Origin of the sequence: Campylobacter concisus (assembly GCF_003048615.2) — a bacterium.
Taxonomy (GTDB): Bacteria; Campylobacterota; Campylobacteria; order Campylobacterales; family Campylobacteraceae; genus Campylobacter_A; species Campylobacter_A concisus_C.
The window spans coordinates 502,079-528,641 of record NZ_CP049263.1 but is presented as its reverse complement, the minus strand read 5'-3'; the positions used below and the strand labels follow the sequence as shown (position 1 = coordinate 528,641).

Below are 26,563 nucleotides of genomic sequence, written 5' to 3'. Positions count from 1 at the left end.
ATATTTATATATTCATTTTTAGCATATTTCTTAAAGAGATAAATTTCTTTGCAAATTTTCTAAATTTCTCTTTATCATGCCATCTTTATAGATCGCAGATATTATAGCGATCATATCTGGTTTTAGTCTAGCGACATTTGAGATATTGCTAGCATTTATGCCGCCTATCACGCACACACACGCTCCTAATTTTTTGGCCTGCAAGACCGCTTCATGACTACAAAGTGGTGCATTTGGCTTTGTAGGACTTTTAAACATCGCGCCAAAAGCCACGTAGCTAGCGCCATTTTGCTTAGCTTTAATGGCAAGATCTAAACTATCATAACAGCTAACTCCCACATAAGAGTCATTTCCTAAAATTTCATATGCCTCTTTTATGCTCGCGTCATCTTTTCCTAAATGTACAGACTTTGCGCCGATACGTGCAGCAAAAGAAATGTCATCATTTACAATAAATCTCGCTCCAAATTTCTCACATAGGTTAAAAATCTCGCTAGCTATTTTCTCATTTTTAGGCTCTTTTTTTGAGCGAAACTGAAAAAATTTAACCCCACACTCTAAAATTTCTCTAGTGTATTGTAAGGCTAAATTTTCAGGCATCAGCATATCATCACTAATCGCATAAATTTCAGCCATTTATACCCACTTTGTGATTTAGCAAGCGCTTACCAAATTTAGTAGTTATCGCACTTTTTATAGCGTTTGAGATGTATTTTTTAGCTATTTCTATCGCCTCTTCTTTGCTGTGACTATTAGCCAGCAAACAAGCCAGCGCACTAGCAAAGCTACAACCTGCTCCATGCATGATCTCTGGCTTTATGAGTGGCTCTTTAAATTTAACAACCTCGCCAGTTTTTTTAAAAAGCGTGTCTTCACAAATTTCTGAAACCTTACTTCGTTTTAATATCGTATCACAAGGCAAATTTTTAATATCAAGCTCTAAAACCTTGGCCTCATCAATATTTGGAGTGATAATATCAGCAAAATTAAAAAGCTCTTTTAATGCAAATATCGCATCATCTTCAAGTAGTTTTGAACCTGACTTTGCCACGCAAACAGGATCTATAACTACACTAACTCCTCGCTTATGAAATTTCTCAAGCCAAGGGCTAACGCAGGCTATAAGCTCTTTGTTAAAAAGCATACCAACTTTGATAGCATCAATCTCTAGCTCCTCGTTCACCATCTTTATCTGTTCATTTAAATTTTGAGGATTTGTGGCAAAGACATTGCTAACGCCATTTGTATTTTGTGCTGTAAGTGCCGTAATAGCCGTCGCTGCATAGCAAGAAAATGCCTCGCATGTCTTTATATCAGCTTGCACACCAGCTCCACCAACACTATCACTTCCAGCAATGATTAATATATTTTTCATCTCTCTCCTATACAACCAGAAATTTCACTAACACTAAAAGGATCAGCCACTCTCCAACTATCTGAATACTTTTTGATGCTACTCTTAATCGCCTCTATAAGATAGTCCACATCTTTTAGCGTGTGAGTGTAGTGAAAGCCAGCCCTCACCCAGCCAGGCTTATGTGTAAAGAGCGCATCTTCTTTTAGATGAAGCAAATCATGTCCATATGGTCCAGCACAAGAGCATCCCGCACGCGTTTGTATGCCAAACTCCCTGCTTAAAACCTTAGCTAGTTCATAAGGTGAAACGCCAGTTACATTAAAAGCAAATATCGGCAGATGCTTTAAACTATTTGAGCAGTAGCATGTAAGCTCAGGAATTTCAGCCATTCTCTCTTCAAAATAGACTCCAAGCTCACTTTCGTTTTCATATATAGTCTCAAAACCTATTTCATTTCTTAGTTTGTAAGCTAAATTTGCCCTTATAAGGCCTAAAATAGGTGGAGTACCAGCCTCTTCTAGCTGTTCGCTATCTTTGGCAAATACCACATAATTTTTACTGACATAACTTACCGTTCCCCCGCCAGCAAAGGTTGGCTCATCAGCATTTGCAAGCACCTTTTTTATAGCAAGTAACCCACAACTCCCTACTCCGCCAAGTAGCTTATGCGGCGAGAGAAAAAGTGCGTCAAAGTAGTCGCAATCTATGTTTGCATACGCACTAAAACTTGCCGCATCATATGCCACAATGCCACCATAAGATTTTACAAGAGTGTAAATTTTGCGGTAGTCACTCAAAATCCCAGTCACATTCGAAGCCACACTAAAGCTAGCGATGATCTCTCGCCCAACATTTATCTTTAAAATTTGCTCCAAATGATTAAAATCAATTCCTCCATTTTTATCAAGTCTTATGCGCTCAACCTCACATAGTGCCTGCCTAAAGCTTACTTCATTTGAATGATGCTCATACGGTCCAAGCACAACGAGCGGAGAATTTTCATCTGGCTTTAATTTATATCTTTTTTTAAGAGCTGGTGGTGCGTAAATGCCTAAAATTTCTTGAAATTTCTTGATCGCACTAGTAGCTCCACTCCCACAAGCGAAAAGATAAAAGCTATCATCAAGATCTAAAAAATACTTTAGTTCACGCCTTGAATTTTCATAAATTTCAGCAGTTTTAAAGGCGTTTGATGAGCTTATAGAGTGTGTATTTGCATATGTTTCAAGCACCTTAATGATCTCATCTTCGATAGGCTTATAAGCCAGTCCAGAAGCAGTAAAATCAAAATAATGAATGCCATTTTTCAAAATTATATTTTTTCTAATGTGCTCTAAATTTACCAAATCATTTATCCTATTTTTTGCTTAGCATTATAGATTACTTTAGCTAAAAATATGCTACAATCCCAAGACAAAGGAGTCAGCATAAAAGCCCTAAAATCAACATTTGAGCGGATGAAGCACCTTGATATACATGAACTTATCAAATTTCATCTTGTCTTTGATGAGTTTGATTTAAAACGTTCATATTATGATGTTTTTGAAGCGATCGAGACTGAAATTTTAAACGACTTCTTAGCTTTAATGCCAAAATTTTACTTCGAATCTGACACAAACGACGCTATAAAATCAGCTCTCATAAAACTTGCAAGAAGTGATAGAAAAAAATTTAGTGTGAATAAAATTTTGCCTCAAAATTTAGCGAGTAAAGTCTATGCAAAATTATTTGAAAAAAATTTTTTACTGCTTGAAAAGAGTAGAGAAATCCCATTAAAAAGAACAAAACGCCAAGCTCTAAAAAAACGAGACAGAGGGTATAAAGTGGAAGACAAGATCCACTTTAATAGCCATTTTTCAAGGTTTTGGTTTAGGTTTATCGAGCCAAATTTAAAGATACTTAAAGAGGGTAAAAAAGATGAAATTTTAGCCCTCATAAAAAGTGAATTTGACGAATACGCAAGTCTTGGATTTGAAATTTTATGTGGTGAGCTTATGGCGAAGAAATTTTTAATAGATGGCATATTTTTAAGCAGTTTCTGGAGCAGAGATGTTGAACTTGATATGCTACTAAGTATCGATGGTAAAATCATTGTCGGAGAGGCAAAATACAAAGAGCGAAAAGTGTGCAAAAACGTGTTAAATTTGCTTTTAAAAAAATGTGAAAAGCTAAATATCACACCTGATATAATTGCACTTTTTTCAAAGAGTGGATTTAGCAGCGAGCTAAGAAATTTAAAAGATGAACGGCTAAGACTTTATGAAATGAGCGATTTTGAGGAGCTTTTAAAATGAACGAGCACGATATTCAAGCTGGCTTAAAAAGCCTGATAGAACAGACCTATTTGATAGAAAATGAGTATAAAAATTTAACCTCATCTTATATGAGTTTGCAAAATTTCATAAAAGATATCGTAGAAATTTTACCAAACGCCATCTGGGTGTTTGACGAAAAAGATGAAATTTTCCTGCAAAACTCAGAAGCTGTAAGACTTGGCAAGATTTTTCAAGAGATCCCAAAAAAGGAGGGCGAGATCAGCATCGATGGGCAAATTTATCTTTTTAAAACAAATTCTAAAGATAATAAGCTCATTATATCTGCCACAAATATAACCGCCGAAAAACGTACAGAGCGTCTAGCGTCGATGGGACAAGTGGCAGCTCACTTAGCTCATGAGATAAGAAATCCAGTTGGTTCCATATCTCTTTTGGCCTCAACATTGCTTAAGAGGGCAGATGAACGCACTCTACCTATCGTAAATCAAATACAAAAGGCCACATGGCGAGTTGAGCGCATCATAAAAGCAACTCTACTTTTCACAAAAGGACTTAACATAAATGCACGAATTTTTGACTTTTCTCAGCTAAAAAAAGAGTGTGAGGAAGCAATAAATTTTTATGATTATTCTAAAGAGATAAAATTTAGTCTAAATTTTCCAAAAGGCGAATATAAGGGTGATCTTGACCTATTAGCCATCGTCTTTCAAAACATCTTATTTAACGCCATTGATGCTATCGAAGAAAGTGACGACGACGAAGGCGAGATCGTTTTAAGCTACGAAAAGACACCAAATGAGCATAAATTTATTATTTATGATAGCGGCGAGCCTATCAAAGATGAAGCCATTATATTTGAACCATTTAAAAGCAGTAAGCTAAAAGGCAATGGCCTTGGCCTACACCTTTGCTTGCAGATCGTGCAGGCGCATAATGGCAGCATAGAGATCACATTAAATCCAAAAACATTTTGTATAAATTTACCAATCAAGGAGTAAAAAATGACAATAGAAAATGAGCTTAAAGAGTTTAAGAATTCACTTCAAACGCTTGATCTAAGAGAAATTTCAAAGCACGGTACGCAAAATGTGGCATTTATAAGCGTTGACATGATAGAGGCCTTTGCAGGAACTGGTGCACTTGCTAGTCAAAGAGTGGGTGCTATTTCACAAGGCATAGCAAAACTTTTTAGCACAGCCTACAAAGATCTTGACTTTAAGAATTTTATCCTCATAGAAGATAGACACACGAAAGATTCAAAAGAATTTGAATCATTTTTACCTCACGCACTCTTGGGCACAAGCGAAACAGAAACGATCGAAGAGATAAAAAAGCTAAGCTTTTTTAAAGAGATAAAAACCTTTTACAAAAATTCTTTAAGCATAGCGTTCAATAAAGAATTTAATAACTTTCTAGATCAAAACCCGCAACTTGACACTTTTATAGTCACTGGAAACTGCACTGATATGTGCGTCTATCAATGCGTTAGCTACCTAAAACTAAGAGCAAACGAGTACAACCAAGAAGCAAGAGTTATCGTGCCATTTAATCTTACTCAAACCTACGATGTGCCAGGACACAATGGCGACTTTTACCATGAGGTCTTTTCTATGCATATGAAACTTGCACTTGGCGCAGATGTGGTAAAAGATATTAAATTTTAGATCACACCTGAAATATTTACGAGCCTATTAAGATCATCAAATTTAAAGCTAAGTTTATCTTTAAACTTAGCTACTATCTCATCTTTGTTTTCGCTAAAATTTATCTCGCAGCCCAGCAAAAGTCCTTTTATAAAAAGCTTGTGGTCTAGCTCATAGGCGCTTATGCACTCATTTACTACGCTTACTACTTCGCTTGCTAAAACTGGCTCTTTAAAGATAGCCTCCGCCCTAAATGCCACGTATGCAGCACCTCCGTCGTAATCGATCCTATAATAGCTTAGCTCCTCGCCAAGCGCCACGCAAGCGACCATGCTGAGCGTATGACCATTTACAGTTTCGTCCAGCTCAAACTGCGCCGTGCTAAACGCTTCATGCCCAAATTTCTCGCCAAACTCACGCGCTCTATTTGCAAGGCTAAGCAAGCGCTCATCAAAGCCATTTACATTTTCATAGCCCCAAAGCCAAGTGTTAGACGAAAAGCTCTCAGAGCCGATAAACTGCATATCAAACTCCTGCTTGTCAAAGCAAATTTTGCCGCTTTCAAAGTCAGCTTGCCACTTACTAGCCTCAACCACTTGCTTAAAAAGCCGTTTTTGAAGTAGCATCGCTCTGCCAAGGCAAGCGCTAAAAAGCTCACTCCAGTTACTTTTATCTATGCCAAGCTCGTCTAAAAAATGGCTCTTTTTTCTAAAAATATCAAACATTTCTCGTCCTTAAATTTACGCCGATGCAGCGAGCTTTTCTATCTCTTCGCCCACATCGTCGCTTATGATAAACTCAGTCTTATAGATGAAAATTTCACCAGTTGCTTCATTTTTTATCTTCAAGATTAGCCGTTTTTGATTATTTGGAGCATTTTTGCTAAAAACTAGCGAGTAAATTTGCTCCAGCTTTTGCCTGCTAAGCTCACTAAGGCTTAAAAGCACCTCTAGCTCGGCATACTCTCTTACTTTTTGAGGGGCGCTCGCCTCGTCATTTTTGCTAAATTTAGAGTTTTGTTTTAGCTTTCTAGTCTTAAAGTCTAAATTTTGCGCATCTTCTAGGCTATAAACCTCGTTTAAATTTGTCCTAACAAACTGATCGTCGCGCGAGATATTTATCCTAAATGCATAAGGCAGATCGCGTTTTGCCTCGTCTTTTACGATATCTTCGATGTTGCCAAGCTCCCTTTCAAAGACGGCGATCTCGATGTTGCCGTGAAAGTCCAGCACATTTATAGTGCCCATTTTTTTACCGCTTTTTGTGATCCTCGTGCTAAAGTCCTCGATCTTGCCAACCACCAAAATTTCAGCACTTTGCGGCAAGGTCTCAAACTCCGAGCTTAGCGTGTATTTGATCTTATTTATCTCGTCCTTATAGTCATCAAGCGGGTGACCTGAGAGGTAGATGCCAACGCTCTCTTGCTCAAATTTCAAGATCTGTTTAATGTCAAATTCATCATCTATAGTGACGAAATTTATCTTCACATCATTCATGCTATCATCTTCGCCAAAGAGGCTCTCGGCCGCATTTTTACGTATCTGAGCTGCATTTTTGCAAGCTTCTACGATATTTTCTACATTTTGTAAAAGCATCTTACGACTAAAGCCAAACTCATCGAAGCAGCCAGCTTTTATAAGGCTTTCAAAGACCTTTTTATTGACCTTAAATGGATCGATCCTTGAGACAAAGTCGTCCATGCTCTTAAACTCGCCCTTTGCGTCGCGCTCAGCGATGATGTTCTCAATTGCCGCTCCACCAACGCCTTTAATCGCGCCAAGCCCAAAGATAATGCCATCGTGACCCTCATTTTTAACGACGCTAAATTCTTTGGTTGATTTGTTGATAGATGGTGGCAAAGTATCGATGTTTATGCGTTTTATCTCATCGATGTAGCGAACGATCTTATCGACGTTACTCTCCTCGCTTGTTAGAAGTGCCGCCATAAATTCAGCCGGATAGTAAGCCTTCAGATACGCCGTCTGAAACGTGACATAAGCGTATGCTGCGGAGTGAGACTTGTTAAAGCCATATCCTGCAAATTTAACGATCAGCTCAAAAAGATCGTCCGCTTTTTGTCCATTTAGCCCTTTGGCTTCAGCACCTTTTACAAACTCGCCCTTTAGCCTGTCCATCTCCTCTTTGATCTTTTTACCCATCGCACGGCGCACAAGGTCCGCCCCGCCAAGGCTAAAGCCGCCTATGGCCTGCACGATCTGCATGACTTGCTCTTGATAGACGATGACGCCGTATGTTGGCGCAAGGATCGGCTCAAGCTCCTTAAATGCGTATGTGATCGCCGCTTCGCCATGTTTTCTCTTGACGAAGTCATCAAGCATACCACTCTCCATCGGTCCTGGGCGGTAGAGTGCTAGCATCGCGACGATATCCTCAAAGCAGTCTGGGCGCAGGCTAGTTCCTAGCTTTCTCATGCCCTCGCCCTCTATCTGGAAGATACCGATGGCTTGGCCACTTTGTATCATCTTATAAACGCCAGAGTCGTTTTTATCGACCTGCTCCCAGATGATATCCTTGCCAGTGCGCTGTTTAACGAGCTTTATCGCATTGTCGATAACCGTTAGCGTCTTAAGGCCAAGAAAGTCAAATTTTATTAAATCAACGTCTTCAAGGTACTTCAGGCTATACTGCGTGACAAAGCGATCTTCTGGGCTGTTTGGTTGGCGAAATAGCGGGGTTTTGTTCCAAAGCTCTTCGTTTGAGATGACAACACCCGCTGCGTGCTGACCAGCGTTTCTGTTTAGCCCCTCAAGATCAAGGGCAAATTTCCAAATTTTAGCCGCCTTTGGATTTTGACTTATTAGCTCAGCTATCTTTGGCTCTTTCTCGTAGGCGTCTTTTAGCGTGATGTTAAGCTCATCAGGGATAAGCTTTGCCATCGCATCAGCCTCCGCATAAGGCATGTCGCAGACTCTAGCGACATCCCTAATGACACCTTTTGCGAGCAATTTACCAAATGTAATAACGCCAGCAACGTTAAATTTGCCGTATTTTTGCGTGACGTAGTCGATGATCTCGCCACGTCTACTTTGACAAAAATCCACGTCGATATCTGGCATGCTAACGCGCTCTGGGTTTAGAAATCTCTCAAAAAGCAGGTTGTATGGGATAGGATCAAGGTCGGTTATCTTTAGCGAGTAAGCGACCAAACTACCAGCCGCAGAGCCACGTCCTGGGCCAACTGGCACGCCTCTGCGCTTGGCCTCGTTGATGAAGTCCCAAACGATCATCATATATCCTGGGAAATTCATCTTATTGATGATGCCGATCTCTATCTCAAGGCGCTTTCTATACTCTTCGTGTAAATTTTCAGGGACAAATTTCAGCCTCTCTTCAAGACCCTTTCTACACTCATGCTCGAAAAAAACAGCGTCATTTTTGAAGCTATATCTGTTTTCTGGCTCTGGGAGGGTCAAATTTCTCTCCTTAGCGCACTCAAGAGTAAATTTAAAATTTGGCGGAGTTGGGTTGCCAAGCTTGATCTCAAGGTTGCACTTATCCACGATCTCTTGGGTGTTTTCTATCACTTCAGGGATGTCTAAAAATAGCTCGTTCATCTGCTCTTTGCTTTTGACAAAAAACTCATGGACGCTGTGACGAAGTCGGTTTGGATCATCTAAGGTTTTGTTCATCGCGATGCACATGAAAACCTCGTGCGCAGCGGCTCTTTCTTTAAAAGTGTAGTGGGTGTCGTTTGTGGCGATGACCTTGATGCCAGTCTCTTTTGCGATACGCAAAATGTCATCGTCTATGCGCCTTTGATCGCCGATGCCGTGGCGCATGATCTCAAGGTAAAAGTCATCTCCAAAAATTTCTTTATACTCAAGCGCGACCTCTTTTGCCCTCTCGTAGCCTTTAGCGCCAAATTTAACGTTACGCTCGCTTAAATTTAGATGCCAGCTAACCTCTCCCTGCAAGCAAGCAGAGCTACAAACTAGCCCCTCGCTATGCTCTTTTAAGATTTTTTTATTGATACGAGGATAGTAGTAAAAGCCCTCGATGTAGCTCATGGAGCTAAGATACATCAAATTTTTGTAGCCAGTCTCGTTTTTGGCGATTAATATGAGGTGAAAGCGCTGTTTGGTGCTCTTATCGTCAAGCTGCTCGCCGTTATGCACGTAAGCCTCGATGCCAATTAGCGGTTTTATACCATTTTTTTTCATCTTTTTGTAAAAATCAATCGCGCCAAACATGTTGCCGTGATCCGTGATCGCTGCTGCTGTGTCGCCTCTGTCATGGAGCATGTGAGCTAGCTCTTCTATCTTGTTAGCTCCGTCTAGTAGGGAGTATTCGGTGTGTAAATGTAGGTGTGTAAAGCCAGAATTTTCACTCATTTTTTATCCTTTTTAATGAGCGGATTTTACAAAATTTTGGCTAATAAGGCGCTTGATGAAAGCTTAATGATAGCTTTAAAATTTAGAGATTTTTAGTATGTGGCAAGAGCAAAGCGCATGGTTAAGCTGTCACGCTGCGTTCGTTTTATAACAAAGAGGCTCGAGCAAATTTTAAAATTTCATGAGCGAGTAATTTCAGCTCTAAAATTTGAGCTAAGCGGTAAGCGAAGCTAAATTTTGGTAGTCAATTCTTGCGAGTGAGTGGAATTTTAAAATTTGCTCTGCGATATAAATTTATCAAAAGGGAGACAAGGGGACTTGAATTACGAAGCCGTCCCCTTATCTCCCTTTATATCCCCCAATCCCCTCACACGTTCAAGGTGGCATGTTTCAGTGCTTCGCACTACATGCTATTTATGCCAAAAATTCAAGCTTTTTTTAAATTTTTATCAAATTTTAGAGCCCATCAGCTTCTCGGCCATATTTTTGAACTTAAATTCATACAAAAGGTTTGAAATTTTATCCGATGAGTTTAAATTTAGTCCAAGATCGTTTGCTAACATTTTGTAATAAATTTTAGGATTTTGGCTTAGATCAATAGGTGGTGACTTGGAGCTTTTAGAAAGCTTTTTGGCTCCGTCTAAAAGTAGCTTGTGGTGGATAAATTTAGCATTTAAAAAGCTAAAATTTAGCCTTTTTGCAAGGTATCTTTGAGCTAGCGTACAAGGTAGCAAGTCCTCGCCTCTAACGACCAAATTTACCCCCATATCCTCATCGTCAATGACGCTTGCAAAGTTGTAAGCTGGAGTAAAATCCTTTTTATAAATGACAAAATCACCCATCTGCGCTGCCACTTGCCTGCCAAGCTCGTCATTTTCATCGACACTTAGCCTGATAGCGGTTTTATCTTTTGTAAAATTTAGCTTTTTATCTTTGCAAATTTTAGTGTAAATGCCGTTTTCATAGGCATCTTTGGTAGCTCTTGTGCATTCACAAATGTAAATTTTATCTAGCTTTTCAAGTGCGTTTTCATATCTTTTGGCTCTTGTTTTGAAGCTAAAATTTTGCTCAAAGTCGCTAACGTTTTTAGCACCTTTGTCGTAATCTAGCCCCAGAAATTCTAACATGTCAAAGATATTTTGAACAAATTCGCGCCGGTATCTGCCAAGGTCATAATCATCAATCCTTAAGTGCAAAACGCCGCCCAGTGAGCGCGTCAGAAGATAAGTCAAGATGAAGTTGTAGGCGTTGCCAGCGTGTAGATAGCCGCTTGGCGTCGGAGCTATGCGAGAGACTATGCCACCAGATGGTGGCAAATAGTCATTAATCCCTTGGTCTAGCCTCATTTACTCTTAAAGTGCGTCCGCCAAGTTCTTTTTCATTTAGTGCGTCGATCGCCTTTTGGCCCTCGTTCGCGTCGTCCATTTCAACAAAGCCAAAGCCCTTTGAGCGGTCTGTCTCTCTATCTTTTACGATTTTTGCGCGCCTTACTTCACCAAATTGTGCAAAAGCTTCCTTCAACTCTGCCTCTGTCGTTCTATACGACAAATTTCCTACATAAATGTTCACAGGAGTGTTCCTTAAAAAAATTATCGATCTGATCGATTAGAGAAATAATAGCTTATTTCCGTCAAAAAGATGTAAAAACCAAGAAAAATATTACAAATTTTTAAAAAATATCCTTAAATGCAACAAATCGCAACAGCAAGGCATTATAATATCTATCAATAAACAAAATTTATCCTTAAGTTTAAGTAGAATAATTAAATAAAAAATTACAATTTTTTTATAAACTATTTATAAAGTAAATCATTTTTTACTTTATGGTAAGCCTCTTCGCCAAGCAAATTTTTCACTATAAAAAGTGCAAATTCCATAGAAAAAGCAGGTCCCTTGCCAGTGATGATGTTTTGATCTTTTAGCACGTTTTTATCGCTCACGTAGCCTCTTTTGTCGCTTCTTACGTTCTCTTCAAATCCAGGATAGCAGACAAAATGCTCTTTAAGCACACGAGCTCGCTCAAGCACCATAGGAGCGGCACAAATAGCACAAATTAGCTTACCTTTTTTGTCAAATTCTTGCAAAATTTCTCTTAGCTTAGCGTCATTTGCAAGATTTTCTGCACCAGGCAGACCTCCTGGAAGCACGATCGCATCATAGCCTAGCTCCTCCACCTCACGAAGTGTGACATCAGCTTTTACATTTATATTGTGAGCACCTCTGATCTGCGCGTCCTTCAAGCTAGCGATAGATGCTATCGCGCCTGCTCTGCGTAAAACATCGACGGAGGTTAGCGCCTCGATCTCCTCAAAACCATCAGCTAGGATTACGGCTACCTTTTTCATAAAATCGTCCTTTCTCGTGTTATCTGTTTGTTAGGATAAATTTTATATAATCAAAACTTATTTCACAAGAAAGGACAGAGCATGCAAGTAAAAATTATTTACTGCAACTCTTGAAACTATCGTCCGGTAGCTTCTCGTGTAGAAGATGAAATAAAAGCGAACTTTAGTGATGCAAGAGTCGAGTTGGTTGTAGGAGATGGTGGAAATTTCATCGTCGAGGTTGATGGAAACGTTATCTTTTCTAAAAAAGATCGCATTGGAAACGATGAGTCAAGGTTCCCACACGGCGAAGAGATCACAACTCTTATAAACAAATATCTCAAAGAAAAGTCGGCTTAATGCTAACTAGCGGGGCAGGCAACTGCCTCGTTCTTTTGTCTCAAATTTACTCTTTAAAATTTATCTCATCTTTTTTATATTTTCTAAGTAGCTCGTTTATCTGCTTTTGAAATTTGCCCCATCTTGCTTCACTGCCATGCTTTGCATAGAGCTTTTTAGCATGTGAGACTAAAATTTCACTTTTATCCTTTATCAAAAGATATTCGTAGAGCTGATTTATCGCGGCTAAGCCATTTTGTTCAAGCATTAGCTCTATTAAATTTTTTGCTTCAGAGCTATTTTGCTCAAAAAATTTAAAAACAAAGCCAAGGTCGTTTGCCACATTTTCATAAATTTTAGCCACGTCACTATCTGGCTCTAGCTCGTAGTATGCAGCAGATGTGCGAGTGATTTCATGCACTCTAGCTCTAAAGTGGCACTCATACTCTTTTGGCTTGCTAAGCGCTTCTTTGCCAAGAGTAGCCTCTATAAAAGGAGCATAAATGCCGCAATTTATATAAAATCTCGTGCGCTCTGAGCTATTGCCACTACTTTTTTGAAAATTTACAATATAGATAAAATTTGGAATATTTTTGTAGAAATTTAAAGCGCTCTTGCTAAAGCCATTATCCTTAAATAGCGGCTTTAGCAGAGCAATAAGCTCGTCAAATTTCTCTTTCATAAATTTAACGTGCCAGATGCATGGTTATTTATTTGCGCGCTCGATGTACTCGCCACGAACGGTATCAACGCGGATGACCTCGCCTTCTAGTACGTGAAATGGTATCTGAACTACCGCGCCACTCTCAAGAGTAGCTGGCTTTTTGCCGCCTTGTGTATCGCCCTTGAAATTTGGTGGAGTTTCAACTATCTTGAGCTCGACTACTTGTGGCACTTCTACGCCGATTGCGTTGCCGTTGTGAAATAAAATTTCAACCATCATGCCATCGATCATCCATTTTTTAACATCACCCACGTCCTCGTCGCTGATCGCAACTTGCTCGTAAGTAGTCGTATCCATAAACTGGCAAAACTCACCATCATCATAGAGATACTGCATCTCTTTTTCTTCAAGATGCGGCTGCTCACACTTGTCACCTGCGTGAAAAGTCTTTTCAAGAACCTTTCCATCGACAAAAGATTTGATCTTTGCACGAACAAAAGCTGCACCCTTGCCCGGTTTAACGTGTTGATATTCTACGATTTTATAAGGAACGCCGTCGATCTCGATCTTTAGTCCCTTTTTTAGATCGCCCATTGAATATGAAGCCATTTTTTATCCTTTCGTAATTTGTTATATAACTGCGTATTGAGCCCAAACACAAGCTTCAAGTGCGTTTAATCTCTCTAGCGTTTCTGTTTTTATATGTTCATCAACCAAGATGACCGCAAGCGCCATGCCGTGCTCATCTCTACCAAGACGGAAGTCTGCGATGTTTATCTTCTCGTCAGCTAAAATTTTACTGATCTGAGCGATAACACCTGGTACGTCGTGGTTTTTAAAGATGATCATCTTGCCTTTTGGCTTGAAGTCAGTCTTAAAGCCATTGACGGTTACTATGCGTTGTTGATTTTCACCAAAGACCGTGCCGCCAACGCTTACGATGCCGTTTTCAGTCGTAAGACGAACTGTGATCTTGTTTTTAAAGATGCTATCTCCACCTGTGCTAGTTTCGGTAGTTATGCCTTTTTCGTCGCATAAAAATTTAGCATTTACGTAGTTTATCGCATCGCCAAGACTCTCTTTTAAAGCGCCCACGATCGCAAAAGTTAGCATTGAATTTGCATACTCGCCAATCTGCCCGTGAGTCTCTATACGGATAGCCTTGATGGCGCTTTTGTTTATCTGAGCTGCAAGAAATGCCATCTTGCTTGTAAGATCAATATAAGGCTCAACAAACGGCGGTAGATCTTCTGTTTTGATAGGTAAATTTAAAGCATTTGGATAGCTTATACCTCGTGCTGCCAAGATAGCCTGCTCAACCGCCTCAACTGCGATATTTCGCTGCGACTCAAGGGTATTTGCCCCAAGATGCGGTGTGACGCTTACATTATTTAGATCAAGAAGCGGATGGCTTGTCGCTGGCTCTTTTGTAAAAACATCAATACCAGCAAATGCTATCTTGCCGCTTTTTAGCCCTTCATAAAGTGCCTCTTCGTTATAAAGACCGCCTCTAGCGCAGTTTATAAGCCTTACGCCATCTTTCATCTTTGCTATCTCTTTAGTGCCGATCATATCGGTTGTCTCTTTGGTCTTTGGAGTGTGGATCGTGATGAAGTCGCATGCCAAGATGTCATCAAAATTTTTAGTATATGTGCCGCCCATATCGATAACTTTAGATGGATCGATATATGGATCGTATGCGATGATGTCCATGCCAAAAGCTTTTGCGCGAGCTGCTACTCTTGAGCCGATGTTACCAAAACCGATCACACCTAGCTTTTTCTTAAAAAGCTCAACTCCATACCACTTCTCGCGTTTCCAAATTCTATCTAGTTTTAGATCGTTGTGAGCGTATTCAAGTGATCTTGCAGCCGCTAGCATGTGCGCCATAGTTAGCTCAACTGCTGCGATAGTATTTGCAGTCGGGACGTTCATGGCGATGATGCCTCTTCTTGAACAGCCATCTATATCAACGTTATCCACGCCAACACCGGCTCTAACGATAGCTTTTAGCTTCTTACCAGCTTCTAAAAACGCCTCATTTACCTCAGTCGAGCTTCTAGTGATCGCTACATCAGCCTCGCCTAAAATTTTTAAAAGCTCGCCTTTTGGGGTATTAACTGCGTCTATTACATTTATATCTTGTTCTTTTTTTAAAAGTTCAAAACCTACTGGGTGTATCGCATCGCAAACAATGATAGTTTTCATAATTTTACCTCTCTCACACTTGAGTGGATATCGTAAACTCTTAGCTGCAAAATGATATTTTGCAAAAGCCTTGAGTCTTGGGTATTTAAAAAGATCTGGCTCTTAGTGCCATCTCTTACTACAGTAAAATCAACCTCGCTATTTCGCAAAGTCTGCATCAAGCAGAACATAGAGTAGATGTCGTTTTTATCTATCATAAGTTCGTATGCTGTGATCTTTGGCTTTTCTATCTTAGGTCGGTTGTATTCTATAAAAATTTCATTTACGGGCAATACGTAATCTTTTTTCTTAATAGTTGCCAGCTCGTTGATCCAGTTTTCACTGCCGGCTGTGCTTTTGGTTATATTTTGCTCACTTGTAATATTTCTTTCAGTAGTTTGGCTGAAATTTACACTTGCAAATTTAACAAGATAAACTCCAACCAAACCTAACATCACAAAGAGCAGAACAACTACTAATAAAAGCGTGCGTCTGCCCATTTATACTAGCGTAATTGTTCTTTTATGATGTCGCCAAGTGTTACTTTATCATCGTTGTCGTTGATCTCATTTAACACTTCACGCTCTTTTTGTTTTGCTAAACGGCGTATACTTAGGCGAATTCTATTTTTCTTCTCATCGATAAATGCTATAGCAGCTTCGATCTCATCGCCGATCTTTAGCGTGCTAGCATCTACGCTACCTAGATCTTCTTTGCGGATTAACGCATCGACATTATCGCCAAGCTCAACAAACACGCCAAAGTCTTTAATGTCACGGATCGTTCCTTTTACGATGTCGCCTACACTAAATTTATTAGCAAATGCTTGAACTGGGCTTTGTTTTAGATCTTTTAGGCTTAGAGAAATTTTTTGCTCAGCGCTGTCGATTTTGATGATCTTTACTTCAAGTTCGTCGCCAGCTTTAAACATATCTTTGCACTTGTCATTTCTATCCCAAGATGCATCTTCGTTGTGTAGCAAGCCCTCAACGCAGCCTACTCTAACAAATGCGCCAAAATTTGTGATAGTTGTCACAACGCCTTTTACTACGTCGCCCTCTTTGAATTTAGCTTTAAATTCATCAAATGGCTTTGGAAGTAAATTTTTAAGGCTCACTCTTAAGCGGTGTCCTTTTGCGTCTATTTCGATAACCTCAACATCGATCTCTTGACCTTCGCTGATGTGATCTTTTGGATTTTTGATATTTTTGTCCCATGAAATTTCAGATATATGTAAAAATCCTTCAATATCATTTCCAAGATCGACAAATGCGCCATAAGGCTCGATATTGCTAACTGTTACTTTTATAGTGTCGCCAACTTCTAGACCATCATTTATGATCTCTTCCCAAGGATCTGGAGTAGCAGCCTTGATAGATAGAGATAGATGGCGTTTTTCGTTGTCATAGCTGATAACTTTAACTAAAACTTTATCGCCTTCTTTGTATAAAGAGCTAGGATTTACTGGGCCTTTATAGCTTATCTCGCTGTAGTGGACAAGTCCGTCTACACCGCCAACATCAACAAACATACCATAAGTTGTGATTTTCTTAACTGTGCCCTCTATAACGCTATCGTTTTCTACTATGTTTGATAGAGCTTCTTTGCGTTTTTTGCGGTCGTCATCTAAAATTTTCTTTCTTGAGACAACGATGCTGTTCTCTTCTTTATCAACTTTTATAACTCTTACTTTGTATGATTTTCCAACTACGCCCTCAGCGTTTTTAAATCCGCTGTGCGTTCTTGGTAAGAAAAATTCTACGCCATTTGCGTCTTGAGTGATAAAACCACCTTTATTTTTTCCAACTACTTTTACGTCGATTTCGCCAGAATTTTCAGGATCGTAAGCTTCGATGAAAGCTTTAACTTTCTCTTTTCTAAGTGCTTTTTTGTGCGACACTATAGGTCTTCCATTTCTTGATCCAGTTATTACAACTTTGATCGTATCGCCAACTTTATGCGTCAGGTTGCCGTTTGCGTCAGTGATCTCAGAAACATTTAAAATGCCTTCTGACTTCTTGCCAACGTCGATTAAAACCTCATCGCCATTGATACTGACGATCTTTGCGTCACTATCTTCTTCAGTCTTTTTAAAAGACTCCTCTAACATCGCAGCAAAATCGATATCTTCGATATCTTCGTCTTTTGCTTTTCCTAATTGAACACTTTTGTTCACAGCCATCTTGATCCTTTAAATTTTATTATGCCAGTAGAGGCAAATTGGCTTATTATAGTTAATTGTGGCTTTAGCTAGGATAAATTTTATACTTTTTTGATTCTGTCAACGACTTTTTGTATGATCCAGTCAGGTGTGCTAGCACCCGCACTTATACCACACAAATTTTTGCCATCAAACCATGATCCCTCAAGTTCTTCTTCGCTTTCTATTAGATAGCTATCTTCGCAGAAATTTTTAGATATTAGGTAGAGTTGCTTTGTGTTTGAGCTGTTTTTTCCGCCGATGATTATCATCACGTCAGCTCTTTTTGCTAAATTTTTAGCAGCCTCTTGGTTTTCAAATGTCGCGTTGCAGATCGTGTTAAAAACGCGCAGCTCTTTTACATGAAGCATGAGATAGTTTGCGATCTGCATAAATTTCTCAACTTTTCTAGTAGTTTGGCTAACAAGCGCGACCTTTTGCTTAAATTTAACGCCCTCTAGCTCGCTCTCTTCAAGCACGACATAGACATTACCCTTGGCATACGACTTCACCCCTTTTACCTCTGGGTGATGCATGTCGCCAAAGATCACCACATCGTAGCCCTCTTCGCTCATTTTTTCGCAAATTTGTTGTGGCTTTGTCACAAATGGACAAGTTGCGTCGATCACTTTTATATCGGTCTTTTTTAGCTCTGCAAGGTCGTTTTTAGTGATGCCATGAGTGCGGATGATCGCCTTTTTCTCATCTTTTAGCTCATCTATACCCTCAAGCGTCTTTACATTGTAGTTTTTCTCTAGCCTGTTTATCTCTTCGTTATTATGTATGAGCGGGCCGATAGTTGCGGCATCTCCAGCATTTTCAGCTATCTTTATCGCCCTTTTTACGCCAAAGCAAAATCCATAACTACTAGCAAGCTCGATCTTCAACTCTAGCTCCCATTTTCTTTAAAATTTCAGCAAAATTTGGAAACGAAGTGGCGATAAATTCGCTCTTTTCTATCTGCATACCACATTTTAGTCCAAGTATGGCAAAGCTCATGGCGATCCTGTGATCTCCGTGGCTATCTATCGTGGCAAATTTAGCCTCAGAGCCATTTATGATAAAACCATCTTCAAGCTCGATAGCATCGACACCGCACTGCTTTAGTGCATTTATCGTGACAGCTATCCTGTCGCTCTCTTTTACGCGAAGCTCTTTTGCGTTTGTTAGCTTGCTTTGGCCCTTGGCGCAGGCAAATGCGATGGCTAAAGCTGGGGCTTCATCGATGAGCCATGAGATATTTTCGCTAACTTCTACGCCTTTTAAATTTGGCGAGTATCTAACCTCAATATCGCCGATATCTTCGTATTTGCTTGAGGTTTTGTGAAATTTTATCTCAGCGCCCATTTTTTCTAAAACTCTGTAAGCTTCGATGCGAGTTTTATTTAGCAAGATATTTTTTAAAACAATATGCGAATTTGGGATAATTAAAGCCGCAACCGCAAAGAAAAATGCCGAGCTTGGGTCATTTGGCACGTCTATATCAAGTGGCGAAAGTGGCGATTTCATAGGCTCTAGAGTGATCTTTAAGCCATCTCGCTTTATATCAGCTCCCATACCAGCTAACATGCGCTCGCTGTGGTCTCTGCTTAGCTCTGGCTCGCTAAATTTGCAGCCATTTGAGTAAAGAGCCGCCAGCAAAAGCGCGCTTTTTACCTGAGCTGAGGCGATCTTACTCTCAAAGCTAAATTTCTTAAATTTAGCCCCTCTTATGCAAATAGGAGCGTTGTTTGCATCGTTTGCACCATCTATCTTTGCCCCCATCTCATTTAGAGGCTTTGCTATCCTTGCCATCGGGCGAGAATTTAAATATTTATCGCCACTTAGCACAAAAAAGCCGTCCTGTGCGGCTAATAGTCCCATAAAAAGCCTCATCGCTGTGCCTGAGTTGCCACACTCCAAAATTTCATTTGGCTCTTTTATCTTTTGTGGCGGAGTGATCGTTATTTCAGCGTCGTTATCTTCGATCTTTGCGCCTAAGAGCTCGACTATTTTTAAGGTATTTAGCGTGTCGCCTGCTCTTAGGTAGTTTCTAACGCGAGATGGCTTGTCACTTAAAAGCGAAAACATCGCGCATCTATGCGAGATAGACTTGTCAGCTGCGATGTCATCGATGGTTAAATTTAGACTTTTTTCTAGTGGATAAATTCTCATCTTATTCCGATATTTAGTTTCTCTTTTAGCTCGCTTAAAATTTTATCCATAAGCGCGTTTATATCGTCATCTTCGAGCGTTTTTTCCATATCTTGAAATGTAAATTTAAGGCTAAGACTGATCGCGCCGTTTAGTTTCGCATCTTTATAGATATCAACCGGCAAGAACTCTTTTAGCTCTTTTAAATTTAGCCCTCTTATGCACTCATAAATTCGTCCTGCCTCGAAATTTTCAGGCACGATGAGGCTAAGATCTCTTGTCGTGCTTTGAAATTTTGAGTATGGCACTGCTAAGACCGGCTCAAATTTAAGCTTTGCAAAATCAATCTCACAAACATAAGTTTTAGGCAGATCCCTTTTTACCTCTACTCTTGCATCGACTCTGCCGATATAGCCGATCTTTTCGCCATTTTGATAGATGTGTGCCTGCTCGTATGGGCTAAGATACGATATTTCGCGGCAAGGTTTTAGCTCAAATTTACCTATGACATTTTGCACCATCGCTGCAAATGCGTAGAAATTTGCCTCTTCACCCTTTGCGCCGTTTATGAGTGTTGGCTCTTTTAAGAGACCTGATACGACAAAGCCTAAATTTAAGCCTTGATTTGCATTTTCGTCAAAGACTTCGCCAAGCTCAAAAAGCCTAACTGAGCGTTTTGAGTTTTTGATATTTTTCTCGCTCGAGCTTAGAAGGTGGTTTACAAGTGCTGGTCTAAGCGTGTTTAGCTCGTTGTTTATAGGATTTAGTATCTTTATCTTGCAAGGCTTGAAATTTAGCTCACTTAACTCATCAAGGCTGTCAAATACGTAGTGTACGCTTTCAAAAAAGCCATTATTAGCTGCACGGCGCCTTAAATTTAAAGCATTTTTATAGTCAAAATATGTCTTATTTAGCCTATTTTTCTCAGAGAAATTTAACGGCGTTGAGGCGATATTGTCGATGCCTATTATCCTCACGATCTCCTCGCAGATATCATGCGAATTTACGATATCATGACGAAATAACGGCACTTTTACGTTAAAGCTCTCTTGCTCGACATTTACCGCGATCTCAAAGCCAAGTTTCTTTAAAATTTTAACGACATCGTTTCTAGCAACCTCTTGCCCTATCATATTTTTAAGCTCGCCAAGCGAGATACTAAGCGTGATAGGCTCGGTGTTTAGAAGTGATTGCTGTGAGCCAGCAAAAAGACTTAAGCTATCTTTAAAGCCAGCTAGTTTTTTGAAAAGATAGTCCGCCCCATAAGCTAAATTTGGCTCGCTACCACGGCTTGAGCGATAAACTTGATCACCTTTTGGTAAATTTTTATTTTCAAAAATGGCCTTTGAGACAACATCTGGTTTTACGTAGCTAGCCTCTACCAAGATCACCTTTGAGCCCTCATCTACCCTAGCCTCATCGCTTTGGTAAATTCCAGCAACGCCTAAATTTTTATCCTCACAAAAGACCACGCACTCGCCATTTTCGCCATTTTTGATGTCAAAAACTGCTTTTTCACCCTCGCCCACAAGCTTAGCGTGATCATAAGCTCTAAACAAGACGCCAGTGCAAAATGTCGCGTACTCAAGCAGTCTTTCTACTAAATTTGTCTTTTGGCATTCGATGAGAGCTAGGCGCAAGCGAGTTAATAAATTTTCATTTAGCCCACTTTTTAGCTCAAATGCCTTATACAAAAACGAGCCATTTACCTTATCTTCGGTTCGCACAGATGCGATCCTGCCGATGCCTAGTAAATTTTCGCTATCTTCATTTTCGTGGCTATCTTTCATATTTAGATCAAGCGCGGTGCAAATTTCTCTTGCGATGCCGTGTAAATTTTGGCAGTCGCCTCTGTTTGCTGTGACATCAACCTCGATGATCACATCTTTAAACGCTTCAAATTCGCCAAGACTTGTGCCAAGTTTTAGCTTGCCGATACTCTCATCAAGTGGCAAGATGCCGTCATTTGTCTTAGGTAGCCCTAGCTCAGTTGAAGAGCAGATCATGCCGCATGACTCGATACCTCTTAGCTTTGCCTTTTTGATCTCAAGACCATTTGGCATCGTCGTGCCAATGAGCGCAACTGGCACAAACTGACCAGCCTCGACGTTTTTAGCCCCACACACTATCTGAAGCGTTTCGCTGCCAACGTCTACTTGACAAACGCTTAGCTTATCGGCGTCTGGGTGCTTTTCTCTACTTTTTACGTAGCCAACTACGATGCTCTTTGGTAAATTTATCTCTTTATAGCTATCAACTTCTAAACCGATTGAATTTAATGTCTTTGAAAGTGTCTCGCCGCTAACCTCGCTAAGGTCGACCCACTCGTTTAACCAATGCTTTGAAATTATCATTTAAACTGCTCCAACAATCTTAAATCTCCCTCAAAAAGTGACCTTAGATCAGGCACTCTATGAAGCAACATCGCAAATCTCTCAACGCCAAGGCCAAAGGCATATCCACTTACATTTTTATAGCCAACCGCCTTAAATACATTTGGATCAACAACGCCGCATCCAAGCACCTCAAGCCAAGTAGTCTGCTTGCACACCCTGCAGCCCTTGCCATGGCAGAATATACAACTAATATCAACCTCTGCGCTAGGCTCCGTAAATGGAAAGAAGCTAGGGCGAAAACGCACTTCAACGTCGCCAAACATGTGCTTTAAAAAGCCTTCAAGCATTGATTTTAAATTTGCAAAGCTAACTTTCTCATCATCCTCCACTACAAGGCCCTCAACCTGGTGAAACATCGGTGTATGCGTTAAGTCCATATCACGTCTAAAGACCGTGCCTGGCGCTATCATGCGGATAGGTGGCTTTTGATTTAACATAGTTCGCACCTGAACTGGGCTCGTATGCGTCCTTAAAAGTCTAAAATCATCTAGGTAAAATGTATCTTGCATATCCCTTGCTGGGTGGTATTTTGGTAAATTTAGCGCCTCAAAGTTGTGAAAATCATCTTCTATAAGCGGCCCAGTCTCGAGCGAGAAATTTAGAGCTAAAAAGTACTCAATTATCTTATCCATCGTGGCCATCACAGGGTGCAGCGCCCCGCTAGCGACAGGCTCGTTAAAGAGCGTGATATCAGCGGCCTCTTTTTTCATCTTACTATCTATCTCTTGCTCGCTAAGCTCGGCCTTTTTAGCTTCTATAAGCGCGCTTAGCTCATCTCTTTGCTTGTTTAAATTTGCTGCAAATTCCTTTTTCTCATCCTCGCCAAGCTCTTTTAGCTTTGCAAAGCCTTGCGCCAAGATACCCTTTTTGCCAAAAATTTCTACCCTGACCTTCTCCAGATCATCAAGAGTTGAAATTTCATTTTTGATTTTATTAATGAAATCTTGCAATTTTTTACCTTTATGAATTTTTGCATCGATTTTATAGAAAAAGAGTTAAAATCAAGATAAAAAGCGCGAAATTTAAGCACACTTTGATATAATTTCTCAAACTTTCAAAGGAGCTAAAATGACCATATTTGAAAAGATCGTTGCTGGTGAAATTCCTTGTAACAAAGTGCTTGAAAGCGAGAACTTTCTAGCTTTTAACGACATCAACCCAAAAGCGCCGATCCACATCCTCATCATCCCTAAAAAACACTACAAAAACTTCCAAGAGATGGATCCAGTTTTGATGGGTGAGATGACTAAATTTATCCAAGAAGTGGCGAGCTTAATGGGCGTTGATAAGAGCGGTTACCGCCTCATAACAAACTGCGGCGAAAACGGCGGTCAAGAGGTTATGCACCTACACTTTCACCTGCTTGCTGGCGCAAAACTTGGCTGGAGCGAAGGCGTAGCTGATCCACAAAGCACATTTTAAAAATAAAATTTAGACTCTTTTTGAGTCTAAATTTCACTTCAAATTTTTACTTTTTAAAACATCTAAAATTAAATAAATTTATTTCCTAGCAGCTTTTACCGCTTCAAGTAGCTCTTCAAAGCCTGCTTTACTTGAGTGCTCGACGTCCTTTAGTATCTCGACACCTGCTAAATACCCCTTATCTTTGTCAGCAAAAATCGCCATAGCCTTATCTAGTCCGTGATGAACATTTTCGTGGTGCGCAGCTATGCTTGAGAGGGTTCTTGGATCTTTGATGATGGTATTTTTCACATCTTTTTCATACCACTTGCCAAATCTACACTCATGCACACTTTGAATTTTATTTATCTCGCCAAGCAAGACGCCTCGGTAGCCATTTAGCTTCATGTTGATGTGATCTATCTTGCCGTTACTTACATTGACCTCGTTTGTTACGTTTAGGGCTTGATTTAGGATGTTTTGCGTGTTTGCATTTACGCTTGAGATGTTGCCCTCAAAGCCGCCTAAAATTTGCATCGCATTTGCTGAAATTTTAGAGAAATTCTCGCTCATTTCGATCATTGTGTTTGCACTTTGCTTAAGGCCATTTATATTTACTTCAACCTCAAGTGTAGCCTTTTGCGTGCGCTCTGCAAGCTTTCTAACCTCATCTGCAACGACTGCAAAGCCTCGTCCATGCTCACCCGCACGAGCCGCCTCGATAGCAGCATTTAGCGCTAGCAAATTTGTCTGATCTGAGATATCTTTTATGAGATTTATGATCTCAACGATAGAATTTACGCTTCCATCAAGCGAAGAGGCGTCGTTTGAGAGATCGCCGCTCATCTGGCTTACTTGCTCGATCGAGCTTAAAATTTCAGCCGTTTGAGACTTTAGCTCGCCTGTTTCTTTGAAGGTTTTTTCATTTAAATGGTTTATATTTTCAAGCATTTTTAGGTTTTCTTCGATGGTTGATTGTAAGAAATTCATACCATCTTGATAGCTAGTAAGCAGCAAATTTACAGCCTCTTGCTTATCCTTAGCTTGCTCTTTTGGCTCGCAAGTTTTGGCATTTTTTAGCTCATTTTTAAGTGCTAAAATCTCAGCCTTTAAAGCTTCATTTTCTCTCTCTAAAGCTTCATTTTTACTACCAAGCTCTCTATTTTTGCTGTCAAAAAACATTTTTCATCCTTTAAAATTTGTAAATTTTGCGTAATTATAACTCTTTTTACTTAAGCCAGTCGTCTAAAATTTGAATTTGCTCTTCAACACTTTTATTTGCCGTGCCACCTTTTGAAGTGCGGGCCTCTTTTGAAGCGTGCAGATCTAGAAATTTGATGACATTTTCATCTAAATTTTCATCGACACTTTTTAGCTGCTCTTTGTTTAGCTCACTTAGATCAAGTCCCAAGCTTTCAGCCTTTGCCACAGCTTTACCGGTGATAAAATGTGCCGTTCTAAATGGGATATTTTTCTCACGCACTAAGTAGTCCGCTAGATCAGTTGCACTTAGATGCCCTGTTTTTGTCGCTTTTAACATATTTTTTTCATTAAATTTAGCCGTTTTTATCATCTCATTTAGGATAGTAGCCGAGCTTAAAATGGTCGCAACACTATCAAAAACGCCCTCTTTATCTTCTTGCATATCTTTATTATAAGCAAGTGGCAAGCCCTTCATCGTAGTTAGCAGCGCTACTAAATTTCCATTTACACGCCCAGTTTTGCCGCGTATGAGTTCAGCGACGTCTGGATTTTTCTTTTGAGGCATGATGGAGCTACCCGTGCTATAAGCGTCGCTAATACTTACAAAGCCAAATTCCTGCGAGCTCCAAAGTATGAGCTCCTCACAAAACCTAGAAGCGTGTGTCATAAAAACGCTAATGTTAAATAAAATTTCAAGCGCAAAGTCGCGGTCGCTCACGCTATCCATCGCATTTTGAGTGCAACCTGCAAAGCCAAGCTCGCTTGCAACGATAGTTCTATCTATCTTGTGCGGCGTACCAGCAAGGGCTGCTGAGCCAAGAGGACTTAGGTTGTTTCGCTCATACGAGCTGACAAATCGATCAAAATCCCTCTTAAACATAAACGCGTAGGCTAGCAAATGGTAGCTAAGGCTTACTGGCTGGGCGTGCTGAAGGTGTGTGTAGCCTGGCATTAGCGTATCTTTATGGTTTTTGGCCAAATTTGCAAGCGTGGCGATGAGCTCTTTGATGAGAGATGAAATTTCTAAATTTTTCTTCAAAACATAAAATTTAAAATCAAGCGCAACCTGATCATTTCTGCTTCTAGCTGTGTGAAGCCTGCCGCCAAGCTCAGCTCCGATGATCTCGCTAAGGCGCTTTTCAACCGCCATGTGTATATCCTCATCCTCTATCTTAAAAGCAAATTTACCAGCTCTTATCTCAGCCAAAACCTCATCAAGCCCCTTTATAATCGCTTCTGACTCGTCTTTTTTCAAAATTCCGCAAATTCCTAGCATTTTAGCATGCGCCTTACTGCCAGCGATATCCTCTTCAAAAAGATTTTTATCAAAATTTATAGAAGCGTTAAATTCCTCAAGCAACTTCGAGCTAGCCTCGCTAAATCTGCCCTCCCACATCTTTTTATGTGCGTTTTCATCCTTTTTCATAGCTTTGCCTTTGATTAATTTTGTGTGATTTTAACAAAATGGTGCTTAACTAGGCTTTTACAAGCATTTTAAAAAATAAAATTTTTTGATCAAAAAAGAGAAATGTAATATAAAAATTATGTTAGAGTATTAAAAAAGTTATATATATAATTTACATTTAAGGTTATTAAAATATAATTCGCCTAGCAACTTTTTAAAAACTATTTCAAGTTTTTTGATTTATTGCCGATATAGTTATAAATAAAGAAATAAACTAAAAAGGAAGGACGATATGCAAATAGATGCAAATATGAACTCAAATGTTTTCTATCATAATGGCTACACATCTATATCATCAAGTAGCGCTAAAACCAGCATATTAGTATCTTCTGGCTATGGTACAAAAGATATCGTTAGAAGTAATGATGTGCATGTCGAACAAAGAGAAGAGGTTAGACAAAAACCTACAATTATTAGAAAAGAAGATGTCACAGAGTTACAAAAAAATTTAGAAAAATTACAAGATCAAAGAAGCGATATAGCTGATCAAATTTCAAGCATCCAGCACCTGAAAGATCGTGATTCTATGCAGATGCTTCATCATCTAAATTTAGAACAATCAAGCATTCAGAATAACATTTTAAGTATTAAAACTCAGATGACAGAAATGGTACAGGCTTAAG

The 26,563-nt window shown here is 39.8% G+C and carries 25 protein-coding genes and 1 pseudogene; 6 read left to right on the top strand and 20 right to left on the bottom strand.

The window, feature by feature from the left end; all coding sequences use genetic code 11:
• Positions 1 to 30: 30 nt before the first annotated feature.
• The 3 genes from thiE to CVS89_RS02720 are packed head-to-tail and all read right to left on the bottom strand — an operon-like array spanning position 31 to position 2,703.
• A complete protein-coding gene (gene thiE, locus CVS89_RS02730) occupies positions 31 to 636 on the bottom strand; it encodes a thiamine phosphate synthase (RefSeq protein ID WP_021085757.1) in 606 nt (201 codons plus the stop codon).
• Positions 629 to 1,375, bottom strand: coding sequence for a hydroxymethylpyrimidine/phosphomethylpyrimidine kinase (locus CVS89_RS02725; RefSeq protein WP_107848333.1), 747 nt, complete (start codon positions 1,373 to 1,375; stop codon positions 629 to 631). Before CVS89_RS02725 ends, thiE begins: the two co-directional genes overlap by 8 nt.
• Positions 1,372 to 2,703: an aminotransferase class V-fold PLP-dependent enzyme gene (locus CVS89_RS02720; protein ID WP_107848332.1), complete on the bottom strand. Its 1,332-nt coding sequence runs from the start codon at positions 2,701 to 2,703 to the stop codon at positions 1,372 to 1,374. Before CVS89_RS02720 ends, CVS89_RS02725 begins: the two co-directional genes overlap by 4 nt.
• Before the next feature lie 51 nt (positions 2,704 to 2,754).
• Here CVS89_RS02720 and CVS89_RS02715 point away from each other — a divergent pair, with 51 nt between their 5' ends.
• From CVS89_RS02715 to CVS89_RS02705, 3 genes are read left to right on the top strand one after another with little or no spacing between them, the layout of a single operon-like run.
• Entirely contained in the window at positions 2,755 to 3,651 is an 897-nt protein-coding gene (locus CVS89_RS02715) for a DUF234 domain-containing protein (protein ID WP_223229394.1), read from the top strand.
• Positions 3,648 to 4,631: a sensor histidine kinase gene (locus tag CVS89_RS02710; RefSeq protein WP_103612978.1), complete on the top strand. Its 984-nt coding sequence runs from the start codon at positions 3,648 to 3,650 to the stop codon at positions 4,629 to 4,631. The genes CVS89_RS02715 and CVS89_RS02710 overlap by 4 nt, the downstream gene beginning before the upstream one ends.
• A gap of 3 nt (positions 4,632 to 4,634) precedes the next feature.
• On the top strand, positions 4,635 to 5,297 hold the full coding sequence (locus CVS89_RS02705) for an isochorismatase family protein (RefSeq protein ID WP_107848331.1): 663 nt from the start codon (positions 4,635 to 4,637) through the stop codon (positions 5,295 to 5,297).
• Here the strand turns inward: CVS89_RS02705 and CVS89_RS02700 are convergent.
• The 5 genes from CVS89_RS02700 to CVS89_RS02680 all read right to left on the bottom strand — a co-directional run bounded on the left by CVS89_RS02700 (position 5,294) and on the right by CVS89_RS02680 (position 11,973).
• On the bottom strand, positions 5,294 to 6,001 hold the full coding sequence (locus CVS89_RS02700) for a DUF6882 domain-containing protein (protein WP_107848330.1): 708 nt from the start codon (positions 5,999 to 6,001) through the stop codon (positions 5,294 to 5,296). The genes CVS89_RS02705 and CVS89_RS02700 overlap by 4 nt on opposite strands.
• A gap of 15 nt (positions 6,002 to 6,016) precedes the next feature.
• Positions 6,017 to 9,628, bottom strand: a complete 3,612-nt coding sequence (gene dnaE / locus CVS89_RS02695; RefSeq protein ID WP_107848329.1) for a DNA polymerase III subunit alpha — start codon at positions 9,626 to 9,628, stop codon at positions 6,017 to 6,019.
• Positions 9,629 to 10,077: 449 nt separating this feature from the next.
• A complete protein-coding gene (locus CVS89_RS02690; RefSeq protein WP_107848328.1) occupies positions 10,078 to 10,974 on the bottom strand; it encodes a glutamate--tRNA ligase family protein in 897 nt (298 codons plus the stop codon).
• Positions 10,952 to 11,197: an RNA recognition motif domain-containing protein gene (locus CVS89_RS02685; RefSeq protein ID WP_009294719.1), complete on the bottom strand. Its 246-nt coding sequence runs from the start codon at positions 11,195 to 11,197 to the stop codon at positions 10,952 to 10,954. The genes CVS89_RS02690 and CVS89_RS02685 overlap by 23 nt, the downstream gene beginning before the upstream one ends.
• Positions 11,198 to 11,421: 224 nt before the next feature.
• Positions 11,422 to 11,973, bottom strand: coding sequence for a DJ-1 family glyoxalase III (locus CVS89_RS02680; RefSeq protein ID WP_103572090.1), 552 nt, complete (start codon positions 11,971 to 11,973; stop codon positions 11,422 to 11,424).
• An 81-nt stretch (positions 11,974 to 12,054) separates the two neighbouring features.
• Between CVS89_RS02680 and CVS89_RS02675 the strand changes: the two genes are divergently transcribed.
• Complete coding sequence (locus CVS89_RS02675; protein WP_257639680.1) at positions 12,055 to 12,312, top strand: SelT/SelW/SelH family (seleno)protein; 258 nt, start codon at positions 12,055 to 12,057, stop codon at positions 12,310 to 12,312.
• Positions 12,313 to 12,358: 46 nt separating this feature from the next.
• On the opposite strand, the gene CVS89_RS02670 is transcribed toward CVS89_RS02675, so the two are convergent.
• The 9 genes from CVS89_RS02670 to pheS all read right to left on the bottom strand — a co-directional run bounded on the left by CVS89_RS02670 (position 12,359) and on the right by pheS (position 22,821).
• Positions 12,359 to 12,973: a DUF4304 domain-containing protein gene (locus CVS89_RS02670; protein ID WP_107848327.1), complete on the bottom strand. Its 615-nt coding sequence runs from the start codon at positions 12,971 to 12,973 to the stop codon at positions 12,359 to 12,361.
• Positions 12,974 to 12,997: 24 nt separating this feature from the next.
• Positions 12,998 to 13,564: an elongation factor P gene (efp, locus tag CVS89_RS02665; protein WP_004317246.1), complete on the bottom strand. Its 567-nt coding sequence runs from the start codon at positions 13,562 to 13,564 to the stop codon at positions 12,998 to 13,000.
• A 21-nt stretch (positions 13,565 to 13,585) separates the two neighbouring features.
• A complete protein-coding gene (gene serA, locus CVS89_RS02660; RefSeq protein ID WP_232527123.1) occupies positions 13,586 to 15,166 on the bottom strand; it encodes a phosphoglycerate dehydrogenase in 1,581 nt (526 codons plus the stop codon).
• Complete coding sequence (locus CVS89_RS02655; protein WP_233091260.1) at positions 15,160 to 15,597, bottom strand: hypothetical protein; 438 nt, start codon at positions 15,595 to 15,597, stop codon at positions 15,160 to 15,162. Before CVS89_RS02655 ends, serA begins: the two co-directional genes overlap by 7 nt.
• A 50-nt stretch (positions 15,598 to 15,647) precedes the next feature.
• The gene (locus CVS89_RS02650) at positions 15,648 to 17,324 is read right to left on the bottom strand and encodes a 30S ribosomal protein S1 (protein WP_004317168.1); all 1,677 of its coding nucleotides are present in this window, start codon (positions 17,322 to 17,324) and stop codon (positions 15,648 to 15,650) included.
• An 80-nt stretch (positions 17,325 to 17,404) separates the two neighbouring features.
• Positions 17,405 to 18,229 carry a 4-hydroxy-3-methylbut-2-enyl diphosphate reductase gene (locus CVS89_RS02645; RefSeq protein WP_103610811.1) on the bottom strand — a complete coding sequence of 275 codons (825 nt, stop codon included), beginning with the start codon at positions 18,227 to 18,229 and terminating at the stop codon, positions 17,405 to 17,407.
• Positions 18,210 to 19,496 carry a 3-phosphoshikimate 1-carboxyvinyltransferase gene (aroA, locus tag CVS89_RS02640; protein WP_107848326.1) on the bottom strand — a complete coding sequence of 429 codons (1,287 nt, stop codon included), beginning with the start codon at positions 19,494 to 19,496 and terminating at the stop codon, positions 18,210 to 18,212. Before aroA ends, CVS89_RS02645 begins: the two co-directional genes overlap by 20 nt.
• Entirely contained in the window at positions 19,493 to 21,829 is a 2,337-nt protein-coding gene (pheT, locus tag CVS89_RS02635) for a phenylalanine--tRNA ligase subunit beta (RefSeq protein ID WP_107848325.1), read from the bottom strand. Before pheT ends, aroA begins: the two co-directional genes overlap by 4 nt.
• Positions 21,826 to 22,821 (bottom strand): phenylalanine--tRNA ligase subunit alpha, encoded by a 996-nt coding sequence (gene pheS, locus CVS89_RS02630; protein WP_021089635.1) that lies wholly within the window; start codon positions 22,819 to 22,821, stop codon positions 21,826 to 21,828. Before pheS ends, pheT begins: the two co-directional genes overlap by 4 nt.
• 118 nt (positions 22,822 to 22,939) lie before the next feature.
• Between pheS and CVS89_RS02625 the strand changes: the two genes are divergently transcribed.
• Positions 22,940 to 23,293, top strand: a complete 354-nt coding sequence (locus CVS89_RS02625) for a histidine triad nucleotide-binding protein (RefSeq protein WP_107848324.1) — start codon at positions 22,940 to 22,942, stop codon at positions 23,291 to 23,293.
• Between the two features lie 78 nt (positions 23,294 to 23,371).
• Here CVS89_RS02625 and CVS89_RS10260 read toward each other — a convergent pair whose 3' ends face one another.
• The 3 genes and pseudogenes from CVS89_RS10260 to argH all read right to left on the bottom strand — a co-directional run bounded on the left by CVS89_RS10260 (position 23,372) and on the right by argH (position 25,901).
• Entirely contained in the window at positions 23,372 to 23,680 is a 309-nt protein-coding gene (locus CVS89_RS10260; RefSeq protein ID WP_413784172.1) for a CZB domain-containing protein, read from the bottom strand.
• A gap of 54 nt (positions 23,681 to 23,734) precedes the next feature.
• Positions 23,735 to 24,043, bottom strand: a pseudogene (locus tag CVS89_RS10255) (methyl-accepting chemotaxis protein); the annotation flags it as partial.
• Positions 24,044 to 24,500: 457 nt separating this feature from the next.
• On the bottom strand, positions 24,501 to 25,901 hold the full coding sequence (gene argH, locus CVS89_RS02615; RefSeq protein WP_107848322.1) for an argininosuccinate lyase: 1,401 nt from the start codon (positions 25,899 to 25,901) through the stop codon (positions 24,501 to 24,503).
• A 271-nt stretch (positions 25,902 to 26,172) separates the two neighbouring features.
• Between argH and CVS89_RS02610 the strand changes: the two genes are divergently transcribed.
• Positions 26,173 to 26,562 carry a hypothetical protein gene (locus tag CVS89_RS02610; protein ID WP_012001374.1) on the top strand — a complete coding sequence of 130 codons (390 nt, stop codon included), beginning with the start codon at positions 26,173 to 26,175 and terminating at the stop codon, positions 26,560 to 26,562.
• Position 26,563 lies beyond the last annotated feature (1 nt).

Bases quoted from the DNA above. Each gene is read 5' to 3' on its own strand.
- efp (WP_004317246.1), bottom strand. From the start codon at position 13,564: ATGGCTTCATATTCAATGGGCGATCTAAAAAAGGGACTAAAGATCGAG.
- CVS89_RS02670 (WP_107848327.1), bottom strand. From the start codon at position 12,973: ATGAAAGAGAAATTTGACGAGCTTATTGCTCTGCTAAAGCCGCTATTT.
- CVS89_RS02700 (WP_107848330.1), bottom strand. From the start codon at position 6,001: ATGTTTGATATTTTTAGAAAAAAGAGCCATTTTTTAGACGAGCTTGGC.
- CVS89_RS02725 (WP_107848333.1), bottom strand. From the start codon at position 1,375: ATGAAAAATATATTAATCATTGCTGGAAGTGATAGTGTTGGTGGAGCT.
- CVS89_RS02625 (WP_107848324.1), top strand. From the start codon at position 22,940: ATGACCATATTTGAAAAGATCGTTGCTGGTGAAATTCCTTGTAACAAA.
- CVS89_RS02710 (WP_103612978.1), top strand. From the start codon at position 3,648: ATGAACGAGCACGATATTCAAGCTGGCTTAAAAAGCCTGATAGAACAG.
- CVS89_RS02655 (WP_233091260.1), bottom strand. From the start codon at position 15,597: ATGTTAGGTTTGGTTGGAGTTTATCTTGTTAAATTTGCAAGTGTAAAT.
- aroA (WP_107848326.1), bottom strand. From the start codon at position 19,496: ATGAGAATTTATCCACTAGAAAAAAGTCTAAATTTAACCATCGATGAC.
- CVS89_RS02650 (WP_004317168.1), bottom strand. From the start codon at position 17,324: ATGGCTGTGAACAAAAGTGTTCAATTAGGAAAAGCAAAAGACGAAGAT.
- argH (WP_107848322.1), bottom strand. From the start codon at position 25,901: ATGAAAAAGGATGAAAACGCACATAAAAAGATGTGGGAGGGCAGATTT.
- CVS89_RS02715 (WP_223229394.1), top strand. From the start codon at position 2,755: ATGCTACAATCCCAAGACAAAGGAGTCAGCATAAAAGCCCTAAAATCA.
- CVS89_RS02690 (WP_107848328.1), bottom strand. From the start codon at position 10,974: ATGAGGCTAGACCAAGGGATTAATGACTATTTGCCACCATCTGGTGGC.
- thiE (WP_021085757.1), bottom strand. From the start codon at position 636: ATGGCTGAAATTTATGCGATTAGTGATGATATGCTGATGCCTGAAAAT.
- CVS89_RS10260 (WP_413784172.1), bottom strand. From the start codon at position 23,680: ATGAAGCTAAATGGCTACCGAGGCGTCTTGCTTGGCGAGATAAATAAA.
- dnaE (WP_107848329.1), bottom strand. From the start codon at position 9,628: ATGAGTGAAAATTCTGGCTTTACACACCTACATTTACACACCGAATAC.
- pheT (WP_107848325.1), bottom strand. From the start codon at position 21,829: ATGATAATTTCAAAGCATTGGTTAAACGAGTGGGTCGACCTTAGCGAG.
- CVS89_RS02680 (WP_103572090.1), bottom strand. From the start codon at position 11,973: ATGAAAAAGGTAGCCGTAATCCTAGCTGATGGTTTTGAGGAGATCGAG.
- CVS89_RS02705 (WP_107848331.1), top strand. From the start codon at position 4,635: ATGACAATAGAAAATGAGCTTAAAGAGTTTAAGAATTCACTTCAAACG.
- CVS89_RS02610 (WP_012001374.1), top strand. From the start codon at position 26,173: ATGCAAATAGATGCAAATATGAACTCAAATGTTTTCTATCATAATGGC.